Source organism: Mesorhizobium sp. LMG17149 (assembly GCF_024518695.1).
GTDB lineage: Bacteria > Pseudomonadota > Alphaproteobacteria > Rhizobiales > Rhizobiaceae > Mesorhizobium.
In genome coordinates, this window is the sequence record NZ_JANIFL010000001.1 from 678,286 (window position 1) to 695,698 (window position 17,413).

At 63.3% G+C, this 17,413-nt stretch carries 11 protein-coding genes; 10 read left to right on the plus strand and 1 reads right to left on the minus strand.

Annotated elements, in window-relative coordinates; all coding sequences use genetic code 11:
- Positions 1 to 43: 43 nt before the first annotated feature.
- From NP945_RS03175 to NP945_RS03215, 9 genes are all read left to right on the plus strand, one after another.
- Positions 44 to 4,951 carry an S-layer family protein gene (locus NP945_RS03175; RefSeq protein WP_256745553.1) on the plus strand — a complete coding sequence of 1,636 codons (4,908 nt, stop codon included), beginning with the start codon at positions 44 to 46 and terminating at the stop codon, positions 4,949 to 4,951.
- 7 nt (positions 4,952 to 4,958) lie between these two features.
- Entirely contained in the window at positions 4,959 to 5,516 is a 558-nt protein-coding gene (locus tag NP945_RS03180) for an invasion associated locus B family protein (protein ID WP_256745554.1), read from the plus strand.
- A 13-nt stretch (positions 5,517 to 5,529) separates the two neighbouring features.
- Positions 5,530 to 6,198 (plus strand): hypothetical protein, encoded by a 669-nt coding sequence (locus tag NP945_RS03185; protein WP_256745555.1) that lies wholly within the window; start codon positions 5,530 to 5,532, stop codon positions 6,196 to 6,198.
- A 44-nt stretch (positions 6,199 to 6,242) separates the two neighbouring features.
- Positions 6,243 to 6,704, plus strand: a complete 462-nt coding sequence (locus NP945_RS03190; RefSeq protein WP_013529842.1) for a DUF4189 domain-containing protein — start codon at positions 6,243 to 6,245, stop codon at positions 6,702 to 6,704.
- Entirely contained in the window at positions 6,674 to 7,237 is a 564-nt protein-coding gene (locus NP945_RS03195; protein WP_256745556.1) for an invasion associated locus B family protein, read from the plus strand. Before NP945_RS03190 ends, NP945_RS03195 begins: the two co-directional genes overlap by 31 nt.
- A 422-nt stretch (positions 7,238 to 7,659) precedes the next feature.
- Positions 7,660 to 9,108, plus strand: a complete 1,449-nt coding sequence (locus NP945_RS03200) for a TolC family protein (RefSeq protein WP_127267769.1) — start codon at positions 7,660 to 7,662, stop codon at positions 9,106 to 9,108.
- Positions 9,109 to 9,147: 39 nt separating this feature from the next.
- A complete protein-coding gene (locus tag NP945_RS03205) occupies positions 9,148 to 11,280 on the plus strand; it encodes a type I secretion system permease/ATPase (protein ID WP_127271964.1) in 2,133 nt (710 codons plus the stop codon).
- Positions 11,281 to 11,322: 42 nt separating this feature from the next.
- Positions 11,323 to 12,612 carry an HlyD family type I secretion periplasmic adaptor subunit gene (locus NP945_RS03210; RefSeq protein WP_127320297.1) on the plus strand — a complete coding sequence of 430 codons (1,290 nt, stop codon included), beginning with the start codon at positions 11,323 to 11,325 and terminating at the stop codon, positions 12,610 to 12,612.
- Positions 12,602 to 13,237: a ribbon-helix-helix domain-containing protein gene (locus NP945_RS03215; protein ID WP_256745557.1), complete on the plus strand. Its 636-nt coding sequence runs from the start codon at positions 12,602 to 12,604 to the stop codon at positions 13,235 to 13,237. Before NP945_RS03210 ends, NP945_RS03215 begins: the two co-directional genes overlap by 11 nt.
- Before the next feature lie 46 nt (positions 13,238 to 13,283).
- Here NP945_RS03215 and NP945_RS03220 read toward each other — a convergent pair whose 3' ends face one another.
- On the minus strand, positions 13,284 to 14,213 hold the full coding sequence (locus NP945_RS03220; RefSeq protein ID WP_256745558.1) for a transglutaminase-like cysteine peptidase: 930 nt from the start codon (positions 14,211 to 14,213) through the stop codon (positions 13,284 to 13,286).
- Between the two features lie 324 nt (positions 14,214 to 14,537).
- Between NP945_RS03220 and NP945_RS03225 the strand changes: the two genes are divergently transcribed.
- Positions 14,538 to 17,413, plus strand: a 2,876-nt coding sequence (locus NP945_RS03225) for an Ig-like domain-containing protein (RefSeq protein ID WP_256745559.1), incomplete at its 3' end; no start/stop codon positions are given.

Sequence of the window (17,413 nt, forward strand, 5' to 3'; positions counted from 1 at the left end):
CGGAATTGTCAGACATTTCGTGCCGGCCAGCGGAGAGGGAACCATGACCGACAACCAGTTTTCGAACGGCTCGCTTCTTGTTCAGCGTCGCGCGACGCATTTCGCCGGGCACTGGATCGCGGGGGCCGATGTCAGTTCCCGCTCGGTTCGCCGCCGCCTGATGGCTGTGCTGCGGATGGCGCATCGTGCGCTCGGCATGGGGCGCAAGCGCCTGGGGCTGGGAACTTTGGGCGCCGGCGGGATGTCGGGGGCGGCGGCCGCGATGCTGGGCGCCTTCGCGATCGGCATGGCTGCGACGCCTGCTCAGGCGCAATATCAGGCCGGGGGCGGGTCGGCGACAGCCGGCAACGCCGTCGCCATCGGTAACGGTACCCAGGCGAATGGCGCGAACAGCGTAGCATTGGGCACCTCCAACAGCGCAACGGGCGATGCTTCGATCGCCATCGGCTATTCGATGAGTGTCAATGGCCTCAACTCCATAGGCATAGGTGTCTTTGCGAAGGCAACCGGCGTCAACGCCCTCGCGTTAGGCGGGAACGCCCAAGCTACTGCGGATGGAGCAAGCTCCATTGGCGTCAACTCGGTTGCAGCCGCAGGCGCGGCCGCCTTTGGCCTGAACGCGCGTGCGGACGGAACGAACTCGACGGCGATTGGCTATGTTACCCGGGCGACCGGACTGCGCGCCACCGCGCTCGGGTTTGGTGCAACAGCGTCCGGGCTGGATTCGCTTGCCCAAGGCAATAGCGCCGTCGCAAGCAACCAGAACGCCATCGCCATCGGCTTCCAGGCAACCGCGACCGCGATCAACGCCGTCAATCTTGGCAACCGAACTGTTGCGGGAATGGGCGCCCTTGAAGAGAGCGCCATCGCCATCGGCACGGACGTGAGGGCATCTCAGGTCGACAGCATTGCGATAGGACGCCAATCCGTTTCATCTGCAGGAAACGCGGTGGCTCTGGGCAAGAACGCGGCGGCCTCGAGCGCGGCCTCGATGGCGCTGGGGGCCGGTGCGGCCGCAACCAACACCAACGCGGTCGCGATCGGCGCCAGCACCCAGGCCACGGGAGCCGGCTCCGCCGCCCTCGGCACCTTCTCCGTTGCTTCGGGAGCGAATTCCACAGCACTCGGGAACGCCACTGCCAGCGGCGACCGTGGGTTCGCCGGCGGCCGTTTGGCCACCGCCGTGGGCAACGATTCCATCGCCATCGGCACGACCGCAAATGCGAGCAGCGCCGCCAGCACAGCGGTTGGCAACACGGCCGTTGCCAGTGGTGTAAACTCTTCCTCCTTCGGGTCCGGAGCGAATGCGACGGGAGACAGTTCCCTTGCCGCCGGCGTCAGCGCCAACGCCAGCGGGATTGCCAGCACAGCGCTCGGCATTGGTGCCGCATCCAGCGGCACCAATGCCGTCGCCGTCGGCGTTTCGGCGAGCGCGTCCGGGTTGAACGCCATCTATGTCGGCTCGCGCACCTTTGGAGCAGGCGCCAGCGCACAGAGCGCCATCGGCATCGGCACGGACGTGACGGCGTCCGCAGCCAACGCCATCGCGGTCGGTCTCCAGGCCACTGCAAACTCCGTCGACGCCGTCGCCATCGGCACCAACGCAAACGCAAGCGGGGGCAAGGCTGTCGCCATCGGTGCGGGCAACGTCGCTTATGGAGACGGCGCGGTCGCGATCGGCGATCCGAGCTTCGCCAGCGGCACCGGCGCCTTCACCGGCGGCGCCAACAACATCGCCAACAGCGACGGCACGGCGACCGCCACCGCGGCCAACGCGGCCAATGGTGCCGTCGCCATCGGCAACAACAACAAGGCGATCGGCCAAGGCTCAGTGGCGTTGGGCAACGGCTCCACGGCGGGTGCTGCCGGCCTCGCCGGCAATATCGCGTTCGGCGATGGCGCGACGGCGGCGGCGAGCTCCGGCGACGTGGCGCTCGGCTCGGGCTCGGTGACCACCACGGCGATCGGCACGGCCAGTGGGGTGGTCAATGGCACGACCTATGCCTTCCAGGGCACCAACCCGACCTCGACGGTCAGCATCGGCGCGCCCGGCGCGGAACGCACCATCACCAATGTCGCCGCGGGTCGGATCAGTTCGACGTCGACCGACGCCATCAACGGTTCGCAGCTCGCCGCCACCAACCAGGCCGTCGATGCCATCGGCGCCGTCGTCAACAACATCAATGTCGGCGGCGGCATCAAGTATTTCCATGCCAACTCGACGGCGGCGGACTCCTCGGCGACGGGCACGGACTCCGTTGCGATCGGACCCGTCGCGACCGCAACGGGGACGAACGCCATCGCGGCCGGTGTCAATTCGAGCGCATCCGACGCCAATGCGTCGGCCTTCGGCAGCGGCGCCGTCGCATCGGCGCTCGACGCAACGGCGATTGGATACATTTCCAACGCCTCTGGCCAATACAGCACCGCCATCGGCGCCAACGCCAACGCCACGGCGACCTCCAGCACCGCGATCGGCCAGAACGCCTTTGCTACCGGCCTCCAGGCGACCGCTCTCGGCATGCAAGCGAATGCCAGCGCCGCGAATGCGCTCGCGCTGGGTGCAAACTCGACCGCTGGCAACGCAGGCGACGTGGCGCTCGGCTCGGGCAGTGTCACCGACGTCGCCGTCGGCACGCCGAGCACCGTGATCAACGGCACGACTTACGCTTTCCAGGGCACCACTCCGACTTCGACGGTCAGCGTCGGCGCGGTCGGTGCGGAACGCACCATCACCAATGTCGCCGCGGGGCGGATCAGTTCGACGTCGACCGACGCCATCAACGGTTCGCAGCTCGCCGCCACCAACCAGGCCGTCGATGCCATCGGCACCACGCTCAGCACCATTGGCGGTTCCGTGACCGATCTCGGCAACACGATCAACAACATCGCCGGCGATACCTCGACCGCCTATACCGACGCCAATGGCGTGGGCATCCGCTACGCCCGCACCAACGAGGCCGGTCTGGCGCAAACCGATTCCTTCGCACAAGGGGTCGGCTCCACCGCCGTCGGCTACCAGGCGACCGCGACCGGCGACAGCGCGCTGGCGCTCGGCCGCGACAGCAATGCCAGCATCGACGGCGGCGTGGCGCTCGGCTCGGGTTCGGTCTCCGATCGTGCGATCGCTCCGACTACCGGGCAACTGCCCGCCGGCCCATCCAACTTCATCCAGTACAACACCACCGACAAGACGCTGCTCGGCGCCGTTTCGGTGGGCGACGCCACCTCGTACCGGCAGATCACCAATGTGGCCGACGGCACGCAGGACCAGGACGCGGTGACGGTGCGCCAACTCGCCGGCGCCATAGCTGCCGTATCGGTCACCTCGACCAAGTATTTCCATGCCAATTCGGCGGCGGGCGACTCGCTGGCGGTCGGGGCAGAGTCGGTCGCGGTCGGTCCGACCACGGTCGTCAACGGCGACAACGGCATCGGCATCGGCAACGGCGCCATCGTCGACCAGACCGCACCCGGCGGAACCGCGATCGGCCAAAACGCCCATGTCATGCTGGCCGACGGCCTGGCCTTCGGCACCAATTCGCTGGCGTCCGGCATCCAGTCGGTGGCGCTCGGCGCCGGCGCCCAGAGCACCTTCATCAACAGCGTGGCGCTCGGTGCGCAGTCCATCACCACGGTCGGCGCGCAGGCAGGCTACACGGCCTTTGCGCTCGCCGGTCCGCAAACGTCGGTCGGCGAGGTGTCGATCGGCTCTGCCGGGGCCGAACGCAAGCTCACCAATGTCGCGGCGGGCTCTGCCGACACCGACGGCGTCAACGTTTCGCAGTTGCGCGGCGTGACGCAAAACGTCAGCAACCTGTTCGGCGGCGGCACGACCGTCAATCCCGACGGCTCGATTACCGGCCCGACCTACAACATCCAGGGCAACAATTATTCCACCGTCTATGACGGCTTCACGGCCGTCGACAATGCGCTGACCAGCATCAGCAATGGCGGCGGCATCAAGTATTTCCACGCCAACTCGACGCTGGCCGACAGCATCGCCGGCGGCACCAACGCCGTTGCGATCGGACCGGAGAGCGTGGCGAGCGGCACCGACAGCCTGGCCGCGGGACATGGCTCGACGGCCGCTGGGCAAGGCGCCGTCGCGCTCGGCCAGGGCGCGCAGGCCAACAATGCCAACGATGTGGCGCTCGGTTCCGGTTCGGTGACGCAGACCGCCGTCGGGACCTCCAGCACCGTCATCAACGGCAAGACCTACACTTATGCCGGAACGACTCCAACCGGAACCGTCAGCGTCGGCGACGCCGGCGCCGAGCGGACGATCACCAATGTCGCTGCCGGCCGCGTGTCTTCCGACAGCACCGATGCGATCAACGGCTCGCAGCTCTACGCCACCAATACGGCGATCGAGGATCTGAAAGCCGGCGTCGGAAACCTTACCGAGAACGCGGTGACCTATGACGCCCCGGGCGGCGTCAAGTCGAACACCATCACGTTGCAGGGCGGCGACGTCAACGCGCCGGTCGTCATCTCCAATGTCGGCCCCGGCGTCAAAGGGACCGATGCGGTCAACGTCGACCAGATGAACCAGGGCCTGACCGCGGGCAAGAGCTATACGGACAACCGCGTAGCCTACGCTATCGATACGTCCAACGACTACACCGACAAGGTGGCGGTCACGACCTTGCAGCAGGCCAACGACTATACCGACCAGAAGCTCAGCCAGCTCAATTCGGACATCAGCGGCATCCGCGACGAGGCGCGGCAGGCGGCCGCAATAGGCCTTGCGGCCGCCTCGCTGCGCTATGACGACCGGCCCGGAAAGCTGAGCGTGGCGGCGGGCGGCGGCTTGTGGCGGGACGCAGGCGCGTTCGCCTTCGGTGCGGGCTACACCAGCGAAGACGGCCGCATCCGGGGCAATCTGTCGGGCACGGCCGCGGGTGGGCATGTCGGTGTCGGCGCCGGCATCAGCTTCACCTTGAACTGAGGCAGGAATGAAAGGACTTGTTGCCCTGACCTGCCTGGCACTCTGCGGCGGCCTCGTGCCGGCCGCCGGGCAGGTCGCGTCGACCTACAGGATCAAACCTTCGGACGTGGTGGTGCCGCCCGAGGTGAAGCTCGGCGACTATCAGCGCACCATCCGCCCATTCGATAACTGGACGCTGATCTGCGACGAGAACCTCAAGGCCCGCAAGAAGGTCTGCAACGTCTCGCAGATCATCGAGGACGCATCAGGCAAGATGGCCTTCAGCTGGTCGCTTGCCGCCACACAGGACGGCAAGCCCTACATGATCCTGCGCACCGCTGCGAATGCCAGGAGCGATGGCCTGGTGTCGCTGAAGTTCGATGGGCAGAAGCAGCCGATCGACGTGCACCTGAACGGCTGCAACGAAATGGTCTGTGTCGGCATGTTGCCGGTCGGCCCCGTCATGCGCCGACAGATCTCGCAGAATGCGACACCGGCGATCACCTATTCGACAGTCGACGGCCAGACGATCACCGTGACCGCAACGCTCAAGGGGCTGTCAGAGGCCCTTTCACCACTCAAATAATCGGGGCATCACCATGAGCCAGCAGGACCAGTTCACGTCCGCGAAACGCACTCCGGCCGTCGAGGCGGATCGGCAGAGGCGGGCCGAGCCCCCAAGGCGGCGCTGGCCACGCGTGGCCGGATATTCATTGCTGGGATTGGTCGTGGCGGGGCTTGGCTTCGCCGCCGGGAACTATGCCGCGATCGCCAATCTGGTCGGCGGCGCGACGGCCGCACCTGCAGAAACTGCGGCGGCCCCCGTGCTTCCGGACACGCCCTTCCTCGAGCATGTCAAGCAGGCCGGTGTGCAAGCCTGCTCGACCGTCTATCCGGCGCTCGGACAGATTCTGACGAACGGCACGAAATACAGCGTCAAATCCCTGTGGAACGATCAGGCGGCCGACAAGCACGCCATTCAGGCCTTTGTCGGCATGGATTATGCATCGGAACGCTATAGCGGACCGGCCGCCGGCATCGTCTTCGCATCGCCCACCGCCACGGGTTGCGAAGGGGCGATGGTGCGGGTGGCGCCATTCGCCAGCCCGTGCGCCGACATCGCATCCATCCTGCCGCATGGCAGCAAGATTACCGACCATCTCGGGCAGGTCGAGGTCTACGAGCTCGGCGGCAATGCCGGTGAAGCGCTTCTCCTGCCAACGGGCAAAAGCTGTGTGGTGATCTCCCTCGCTTCGGCGGCGAAGTAGGACGCGAAGCGATTGAGGTTAAGGAAAGGATGCCGACCATGAGCATGAGATTGCAGGCTTTGGCAGTTTTGGGCTTGACCCTGTTGTGGAGCGGACAAGTCGTCTCAGCCGACCTTGTGGCCCCATCGGAGCCGCAACAGGAGGAAAAAGGCATATGGGCGGCCATCGCCTATTCGCAGGCCGATAGCAAATACGGCTTCTTCTGGGGCGCCGACAAGCGGCAGGAAGCGAAGGACATCGCACAGAAATATTGCGAGAACGCGGGCGGAAAAGCCTGCAACGTCGTCACCGTCTTCCGCAACCATCGCCATTGGAATGATGACGACGAGACCGGCTTTCCCTACAAGCATTGCGGTGCGCTCGCCGTGGCAGACAAGGTGGAGAACCGTTTCACGCCTTGGGGCGTGAACTCGGCAGAGACCCGTCGGGAAGCGGAGGATCTCGCTTTGCAGGCCTGCGAGGCAACGGGAGAGAAATGCAAGATCCGCGAGTGGGTCTGCACATGAAGCCTGGCCCGAAGGCCGTCTCCGCATGTGGGGCAATTCTATTCTCGTTGATGTCGCCGGCGTTCGCCCAGCAACAGGTGGCGGCTGTCCCGGATGGACCGTCATCGCTGCGCGAGGTCTATCAGGACTGGAGTGTGACCTGTTCGGTTCGCGAGAAGGCGAGAGTGTGCTCGCTCGCGCAAGACCAGGTCCAGCAGAACGGGCAGAGGCTTCTTTCCGTGGAGATCGCGGCACGCCCGGACGGCTCGACGACGGCTACCTTGCTTCTGCCCTTCGGCATCCTGCTCGATCCGGGCGTGACGCTGCAGATCGACGATCAGCCGCCACTGCCCCCGCAGCGATTCAGGACCTGCCTGCCGACGGGTTGCGTCTCCGTCTTTACCGTCGATCGGCCGACGCTTGCAAAGCTGAGGGGAGGCTCGGTGCTGAAGCTCAATGTCACGACGGACGCCGAGACCCCGCTGAGCTTCCCGGTGTCGCTTCGCGGCCTGACCGCGGCGCTCGACCGCATGGTGGCGTTGAGCGCAAATTAGAGGTACGCGCTGACCAGCTTTTGGCCGTGATGAACGACATGACGCGCACGCCGGCCGCCGCGACAGAGTATTTTTTGGACCCGGCACCCAAGGGGCATGCCTGAAAAAGCGTTCAACCTCCGGTTGGATTATCGACAACCGCTATCCGAACCGGCCATGATTCTGGGCATATCGGCCCACTGGCTTGCGATTTTCTGTGCTTTCCCACTGAATGGGGCGTCCGGATACAACCGCAGCGAGCCGAAGTTATGTGCTATTTTTGCTACATCTCGCAGCCTTGTTGCCCAAAAGGGCTATTTAGCGCCCTCTAAATCAATAATCGCTCACACATTCCGTGAATTTGTGGATAATCCACCGACGGGCAGGCCTTGGCTTGGTTAGCGCTCTGAAAAAGGACGCTGGGGAAACGTTAGGGTGGGATTATGAATACGACAAACATGTCGGCCATAGGCAGGCGCCTTGGTCTGTTGATGGCGGCCACCATGCTGACCTGCGGGGGCGCTCATGCGCTTACGCTCAAGGAGGCGATGGCTGTCGCGGTGGAATCCAATCCCGAGATTGGACAGGCGATCGAAAACCGCGAAGCAATCGAGTTCGAGTTGCGGCAGGCCAAGGGCCTTTACCTTCCCAGTGTCGATGTCGAGGGATCGGCTGGTGTTCGCCGGCTCGACAATTCCTCCCGACGCTCGCTGTCGATAGAGGACGATTCGCTCTATCCGGCGGAAGCGAATCTGGTGGTGACCCAGAAATTATTCGACAGCGGAGCCCGTCGCGCGGAATTGAACCGCCAGGCATCGCGCGTCGACGGAGCGTCGTTCCGGGTGCTGGAACGGTCCGAATTCATCGGGCTGTCCGTTGTCCAGGATTACCTCGAATACATGCTGCAGGCTTCGATCGTTTCCGAAGCCAAGAAGAATCTGGGTTTCCATCAGGCGATACTCGGCGACATCCGGCAAGGCATCTCAGGCGGGGCGCTGAACGAGGCCGACCGCCAACAGGCCGAGGAGCGTCTGTTCGCGGCCAAGGCCCGCATGCAGGAGGCGACCGAAGAGCTGGAAGCCTCCAAGATCCGGTTCTTCAAGACCGTCGGCAAGCCGCTGGTCAATGCTTCGCGGCCGGGTGATGTCGCCGCCGCGCTTCCGCGGTCACTGGATGACGCGATCGGCCTGGCACGACAGAACAATCCGCGCGTTCACATGGCCACCAGCGATATCGACGCCGCGGCTTCCCTGGTGGATGCGGCCCGGGCGAAATATGGCCCTGAAGTCATTGCTGAAGGTCGGGCCAGGGCAGGCACCGACATTGACGGCGACGACGGGGACACCAATGACCTGCAGGCGCGTCTGGTGCTGCGTTGGAATTTGTATCGCGGCGGCATAGACAAGGCCAATGAACAGGAGCAGATCCGCCGCGCCAGCGAGCAGCGGCTCGCCTATCATCAGGTCTTGCGCGAAATCGAGGAAGCCGTTCGCACCTCATGGGATCGCCGTTTCCGGCAAGCCGATCTGGCGAAGACCCTGAGGCAACAGGCCGCCGCCAATGAAAAGCTGGTCGCTTCCTATCGCGAGCAGTTCAAGGTTGGACAGCGCTCGCTGCTCGACGTGCTCGACGCGCAGAATACGCGGTTCAACACGGCAACGCTGGCGGATACCGCGTCCTACGCATCGCTGTTTGCCCAGTACCGGCTCCTGGCCGCGACCGGACAGTTGCTGAAAACGATGAATCTCGAGCCGGCAAAGCAAGCGACAGCCTATGCTCGCACCGAGTTTGCAACACCGGAAACCGCGGACACCGAGACCTATGCGCGGACGCCATCGGAGCAGAAGAACGACCTGCCATTCGATATCCTCGCCCCGGTGAGGAAGAAATAAGACGACGCAAGGTCCAGCGAGCGTCCTGACGGGCAGATCGTGAACCAGCAACCCAATATCCTCTCCCCCAAGGAGGCGTTCAAGGCCTGCTTCTCGGCCGTTGCCGGATATCTCGGCAGGCCGAGCGCGGAGACCGTGCTGTTTGCCGGCGTGCCGCTCTCGGACACGCGAATTGCGGCCGACGACATCAGGCACCTTGCCGAACGCATCGGCCTGGAAGTCACCGAGTTCAACCACCGCGATTTTCTCAGGGGGCGTATCGACCTGCCGGCAATCGTCTTTCGCGTCAGCCAATTGCCGGTTGCCCTGCTCGCTCTGGGCGAAGACGATGCGTATATCACCGCGCCCCAGGAAGACGGCCGCACCACGATCGGCCGATCGGAACTGGCCGCCAGCTACATCAGCGGCGGCGCTTCCTTCTCGATCACCTATGCCAATGCCGCCGAAACCATGTCGGTCGGCTCGGCGGCCAGGATCGAGCGGAGACATTGGCTTACGGGGACGATGGGCGCTTTCTGGCGCACCTACTCAAAGGTCGTACTGGCGGCGGTGTTCATCAATCTGCTGGCCATAGCCTCGCCGATCTTCACCATGAACGTCTACGACAGGATCCTGCCGAACAAGGCAATATCGACACTATGGGTGCTGGCTCTCGGCATCGGCGCGGTCATCCTGTTCGACCTGCTCTTGAAGACGGCCAGGGCCTCCCTCATCGACTATGCCGGGCGCAAGGCGGATCTCCGGATATCCTATCTGCTGTTCGAGAAAGTGCTGAACTCGTCGCTGTCGGCGCGCCCCGGCTCGACCGGTGAATACGCAAACAGGGTCACGCAATATGAATTCGTCAGGGAGTTCTTCACCTCCAACACCATAAGCGTGTTCATCGACACGGCATTCGTCTTCGTCTTCCTCCTTGTGATCTATGCGATAGGCGGATGGCTGGTGATCATACCGGCGCTGGCCTTCGTGATGTCCGTCATCGTCGGCCTGATCACCCAGCGCCGCATCGGCAAGCGCGTCGCCGCCTCGATGAACGAAGCGTCGCAGCGCCAGGCCCTGCTGGTCGAATCCATCTCGACGCTGGAGACCATCAAGTCGCTGCGCGCCGAGGCGTATCTGCTGCGAAAATGGGGAGAGCACTCCAAGAACGCCGCCAACACGTCCGAGAAGATCAAGCAGCTTTCGGCGGCGGCGGGCAACATCACCCAGTCCATACAACAGCTGGTGACCGTCGCCCTGGTCGTGGCCGGCGCCTATGCCTTCTCGGAAGGGCATGTTTCGACAGGAGCAATCATAGGAACGGTGATGCTGGCGAGCAGGGCCGTGGCGCCGCTCGGCCAGATTGCCATAACGTTGTCCCGGTTTCGCCAGGCCATGCTCTCGCTGAGAATGGTGAACTCGATCATGGCTCAGCCGGAAGATCGACCCGACACGGTGGGCTTCGTCAACCGCCCCATCCGCAAGGGGGCGATGGTGTTCAGGAATGTCGGGTTTGTCTATCCAGGCTCGGAAAACGAAGTTCTGACCGGCCTGAATATCTCGGTCAAGCCGGGTGAGCGGATCGGCATCATCGGCCGCATAGGATCGGGAAAGACGACGATGGGGCGGCTGATCGGCCGGCTCTTCCTGCCGACTTCCGGTGAGCTGCTGCTGGATGGGATCGACATTCGCCAGTATCACCCGTCCGAGGTTCGCGCCGCGGTCGGCATCGTTGCGCAGGCCGGCGACCTGTTCTCGGGCACCATCAAGGAAAACCTCCTGATGGCATGCCCCGAGGCTACCGACGAACAGATCATCGAAGCGGCAAAGGCGGCCGGCGTCGACGATTTCGTTTCACGCCACCCGCGCGGCTACGACATGAATGTCGGCGAGCGCGGCACCAATCTTTCCGGTGGCCAGAGGCAGACGGTGGCGATCGCACGCCTGCTGCTGACCAAACCGAAAATCGTCTTTCTGGACGAGCCGTCGGGCTCGATGGATCTCGCATCGGAACGCCAGTTGATCAAGCAGCTCAAAGTCGCCTTCGACCGCGACACCACGCTGATCGTCTCGACACATCGCTTCAGCATGCTTGAGCTGGCCGACCGCCTGATCGTTATCGAACAGGGCAGAATCGTTGCCGACGGACCGAAGGACCAAGTCATACAGGCGTTGCAGAAAACAAGCGCCTGACAAAACAGATATTGCTGCATCCAATGCGTTGGGGCGTGGGAAATGCTTGCCAGAGAAGATCGACCGCCGCTGTTTGCGTCGGCGTCCATATTCATCATCGGAGCGCTCTTCGTGGTCTTCGTCGCCTGGGCGTCCTTTGCCGAAGTCGATGAGATCGCACGCGGCGACGGCAAGGTCATACCCGCTTCCAAGACCCAGATCATTCAGGCGAGTGAAGCCGGTGTCGTTCAGGAAATCGCCGTGACGATTGGCCAGGTGGTCAAGAAGAACGATCTCATCATCCGCCTGGACAACACGCTCAACACGTCCAGTCTCGGCGAGCAGCAGGCCAAGGCGCGCGCGCTGGAAGTGCGCATAGCAAGGCTGAAATACGAACAGGCCGGCAATCTCTCGGGCCCATTTCCGTGCCCGCAGGACATCCAGTCGGTCGCTCCGCAAATCTGCGACAACGAACAGAAGCTGCTCATCGCCCGGCGCGGGAACTTCGATAACAAGCTATCCGTGCTCAAGTCACGCCTTGACCAGCGCGAGAGGGAACTGGCCGAGGCGCAGGCCAATTCCGATCGTCTTACAAAGAACCTGGTCGTCAGCGACCAGGAGGCAAAATTGGTCGACGCGATGGTTAAGAAAGGCCTGATGGCACGGACCGAGCAACTCCGGGTGGAGCGCGAACAGACCGAGCTCAACGGCCAGCTGAACCTTGCGGGCGAAACGATAAAGAAGATCAAATCGTCGATCACGGAAGCCCAGCTTCAGGTCGAGGAACTCGGCCTGCAATTGCAGCAGGAGGCGTTGGACGACCTTACCCAGGCGCTGGCGGAACTGTCGGTGGTGGATGAGACCATAAGGGGAGCCACCGACAAGGTCGCGCGCACCGATATCCGTTCGCCCGTGGATGGCATCGTCAACACGCTGGAGCTTAACACGGTCGGGGCCTTCGTTCAGCCTGGCGCCGTGGTGGCCGGCATCGTGCCGACCTCCGAGACGTTGCTGGTGGAGGCACGGGTCTCGCCACGGGATGTCGCGTTCATCCGTCCCGACCAGGAGGCCCTTATCAAGGTCACCGCCTATGATTTCTCGATCTTCGGCGGCATCGAGGGCAAGGTCTCGAACATCACAGCCGACAGCCTGGTCGATCAGAAAACGGGGGAACCCTACTATCAGGTGCGTGTGGCGACGGACAAATCCACCCTTCAAAGAGACGGCAAGGCCTATTCGATCATCCCTGGAATGATCTGCTCGGTCGACATCAAGACCGGGCGCAAGACGATCCTGCACTACCTCCTGAAGCCGATCAACAAGGCGCGCGAGGAGGCGATGAGTGAGCGGTAGCGCCAGCCTTCATCATTCCGGTCGGCTGCTGCCTCCAGTCGCCTCCGAGGATTTTGGACTGGAATTCCGGGTTGTGGCGCGCGGCGGCATCCGGCGCGGCATCCGTTTGGAGCGGGCATTCTGGATGTCGCTGAAGCAGATGGCCGAAAGCAGGAAGTGCACGATCGGCATGCTCATCGACGAGATCGCCGAAAGCCAGGCACAGACAGGCAATTTGACATCCGCGATCCGGGTGGCCTGCATGCGTGGATTGGGTGACGAAAACCTGACCCTGCGAAAGCTTGCATCGATCAACACCATCAACGCCATACTGGTCGCTTGCCCGTCTCCGGCCTTTGCCCTGGCTTCGTCGAAGAAGATCCTGTCGTTCAACGCGCCGTTCCAGCAATTGGTCAAACGTCAATTGCCGATCGCCCCAAGCGATGACGCACGCCACGATCTCAAGCTGGCGCTGGACCTCAATGTGGCCGACATATTCGCGCGGCTCGATGCCAATGGCGAATCGCCGGTGGCCACCGGTTTTGTCATCGGCGCGGGCGACCGTCGATACCGGGGACAATTGAATGCGGTGCGGGCTCCGGTGCTCGAGCCGGAGCTGCTGATGGCGTTCGTCTTCGGCGGCTAGAGCAGTTCCCGGAGTTGCTCTGCATGCATCGCCAATGCTGGCGAACCTATGGCTGAAAGCCTTCGCCGGGTGCGACGGTTGCGAAACCGCCCTTGATGTCGGCCATCTGGGCTGCGCCCGGTCTTGAACCGTGGATCCAGGCCCGGTCCGTGCTGAACGAATAGAGCGGAATGTAATCCGGAAGATCGCTGTCACGCACGACAGTGTTGCTGAGGCTGTCGAGAATGAAGGTGCCGCTGCCTGTGCTCACCGACAGCACTGCGTGAAAGAAGCCTCTCTTGCGATCCTGGAGGACGACAAGCGCCATGCTCTGCGTCGGAATGCCGGCCCTCAGCAGGGCCGTCATCTTGAGGATGGCAAAATCCTCGCAATCGCCGGCTCGCCGCTCGAGAATCTCCGAAGGCTTCGCCCAATAATCGAGCTTGCCGTAGACGACGCTGTCTTTCCTGTAGGCGATCAGGCGATTTACGCTGCTGTTGACGAAGGACAGCTTCTCGCTGAACCCCTTGCCTCGAGCGGCGGTGATCATGCCGGCAAAAGCCGCGCTCTTGTGCTCGCAGGGGCTGCCTGCCGAACAGGCGGCGATTGCCCGGTAGACGGGCGCCCAGCGAGCCGCGACGGGAAAATTGCGCATGGACAAGGCAACCGATCCGAACACCCCCGGAATAATCGACGCGGTCTGCAGCGGATCTATCCCGGCGTCATCTCGCGCCGTTGACGAGCCATCCCCGCGGCCAACATCTGGGCCATAGCTGCCGGTGACCATACCGACCCGGTAAGCGCCCGCGGGCTGCCAGGGCTGAGGCCTCGCCAGCGAAACACCGCCGAGACTGGGTGGCGTCTGGACCTTCTCCTGAGGCCAGCCGGGTGCGGCGATATCGCTCGCGAATGACGGCCCCGCCAGGCCGACAAGCCCGATTGCCAGCAGGAGCATCTGGAGCCGGGTTTTTCCCGGAACTGATTTTTGCTTTTTCATAACGCCCACCTTTGACTGTGGACGCTACCAATCTTGTCTCAAATTATTGGAAAGGAAGGTGGATAAATATCCAGCAACTGTCTTTATCCATTTTACTTAAAATTTTATTCAAATTTATACTTTGGTTTACCGGAAAAAAGCCGGCCAGCTATCCGTCAAGGAGGTCTCCAGAAACCTACATATAACAGGTTATATTGTTGCGGTTTACCACGTGTAAAAAATGCCGGGCAATGCATATCATAATATATGAAATAGATTAGGGGGCAGTTGCAAAGTAGAAGTGGCCGCTGTCTCTATCCGGTAAATATCGGAGGGGTTTCAGCCATGACGAACAATATCGAGTTGGACAGCTTTTCGGCTTCCTTGAACGAGCATCCCGTGTCCAATGAACACGGCGATCAGGCATCACCGGCGGAGATCCGGGTCGCACAGGCAAATTCGACGCAGCCCGCGCCGGCAGCGTCCGAACCGGTGCCGGTCGATGTCGGCGGCGGAGCGCCTGTCAAGCCGGAAGCTCCCGCGGAAGCAAAGGCGCCGCCGGCAGCCGCGCCGCCCGAATATGTAGCCGACGCCAGCCATGTGGTGAGGCTTCCGGCCAACGCCTCCATCGACAACATCAAGGTCGACGGCCAAAACCTTCTGCTCGAACAGGCCGACGGTTCTGTGATCGTGATCAAGGACGGCGCCCTGAATGTGCCGACCTTCATCATCGGCGACGTCGAGGTGCCGCGCGTTGCGCTGCTGGCGGCGCTGGAAGCCAGCCATGTCGATGTCGCCTTCGGCGCCGACGGTTCCATGTCGGCTGGTCCTGGCGGTTCGAATTCAAGTGCAGGCGGAGATTTCTCGGTTCCCCCCGGCGGCATTGGCGACGGGTTCGACCTGTCGGCACTGCTGCCGCCAACTGCCTTGCAGTTCGGACTCCTGGAGCGGCGCGAACTGTTCCCGTCCATCGTCGACAGGCAGGTTTCAGTGACGGCCACGTCCTTGCTTGCCCCGACCGAAGCGGCCAGTGAAACCGGCCTCAATGGCGGCCAGACACAATCTCCCGGCAGCGACGCGCCAAGCAACGCCGAGACCTCCGGCATCGGAACGATCAGCATCGACGCGCCGGATGGAATTGGCTCGATCGTCATCAACGGCGTCACCGTCACCGGCGTCGGCCAGCAGATCCCGGGCGATTTCGGCTTCCTGACGATCGTCTCCTTCAATCCGAGCACCGGTGCCATCGAATACAACTACACGGTGACCGAATCAGTCGCTCATCCCAATCAGACGAACGGATTCGATCCCAACGACACGGTTCCGGACAATTTCAGCATCACAGTCACGGACGTTGACGGCGATTCGGCCAGCACCACCTTTGCCGTTGCCATCGTCGACGACGTGCCGACGGCGGTTGCCGATATCGACAGCATCGCGGCCGGCCAGTTTGGCCCGGCGACAGGCAATGTACTGGTTGGCGGAACCGATGCCGGCGACGCCAACGCGACGGACGGCGTTGCCGACACCAAGGGCGCCGATGGCGCGACTGTGGTTGGCGTGCAGGCCGGCAACACCAATACCGATGTCGACAATGCGGCCACGCTGAACGCGCCGATCCAGGGCAGCTACGGCACGCTGACACTGCTGGCGGACGGCTCCTACAGCTATGTGCGCGCTGCCGGCACACCCGGCGGCGTCAACGACGTCTTCACCTACACGATCAAGGACGGCGACGGCGACACCTCGCACACCACGCTGACGATTTCGATCGGCAACTCGACGCCTGTGATCACCGACCTGACGCCGGAGGCCATCGGCGGCGACGTCGTGGTCAACGAGGCGGCGTTGAATATCGGCACGCCGGGCGGGCCTGGGTCCGATCCGGCAAGCACGGCCGAGACCGGCGCCGGCACCTTCACCGTCTCCTCTCCCGACGGCATCAACTCACTGGCGATCGACGGCAACGCCTTCATTACCAATGGCGTGTTCACGGGCGGCTCGTTTACAACGGCGCTCGGCAACACGCTGACGGTGACGGGCTACATTGCAGGCACCGGCGAGGTGAGCTACACCTACACGCTCGTGGACAACGAAGCGCATGACCCCATCCAGGGCCAGAACAGCGCGTTCGAGAATTTCACCGTTACGCTGACCGACCAGGATCTGCAGAGCACCGACGCCACGCTCACCGTCAACATCGTCGACGACGTGCCGACGGCAAGTGCCGACAGCGGCGACGTCACCGAAGGCGCTTTGCTGACGGTCGCGGCGACAGGTGTTTTGGGCAATGACGTCGTCGGCGCCGACGGCGCCACGATCGATGGCGTGCGGGCAGCGGGCGGCAACACGACGGCGGCGGTATCGGGCGGTGTCAACACCAACATTGTCGGCCTGCACGGCACGCTGCATCTCAACGCCGACGGCTCCTACACCTACCAGTCGACAGCCAACAACATCTCCTCGGCGACGACGGATGTGTTCGTCTACACCATCAAGGATGGCGACGGCGACCTGTCGACGACGACGCTGACCATCAACCTGGCCGATGCCGGGCTGGTCGCACCGGCCGACAGCGATGCCACCGTCAACGAAGCCGCGCTCGACCTCACCCAGGCCGGCGCCGATCTGGCGGCCGGCACCGTGACCGGCTCGCTGCCGGGCCTGACGACCGAGACCGATGCGACCAACCAGCTCAACGCGACGGGCGGCGTCGGCGCGCTGACCTATACGGCGCAGACCATTGTCGGCACCTACGGCACCATCCACATCAACGCCGACGGCAGCTACGTCTACACGCTGACCAGCAACCACCTCAACGCACAGGCAAACAACGGCGTCCAGACCATCTCGGGCCTGGAGAACTTCACCTACACAGTCACCGACAGCGTCGGCAACACCACCACCGGCGCCATCACCGTCTCCATCGTCGACGACGTGCCGACGGCGGTCGCCAACAGCGGCGACGTCAATGAAGGCGCCCTGTTGACCGTGACTGCGGCGGCCGGCGTGCTGGCCAACGACGTGGCCGGCGCCGACGGCCTTGCCGCCGGTGGCGGCGTGGTTGGCGCACGTGCTGCCGGGGCCGACACGACGACGGCGGTGACGACCGGTGTCAACACCAACATTGTCGGCCTGCACGGCACGCTGCATCTCAACGCCGACGGCTCCTACACCTACCAGTCGACAGCCAACAACATCTCCTCGGCGACGACGGATGT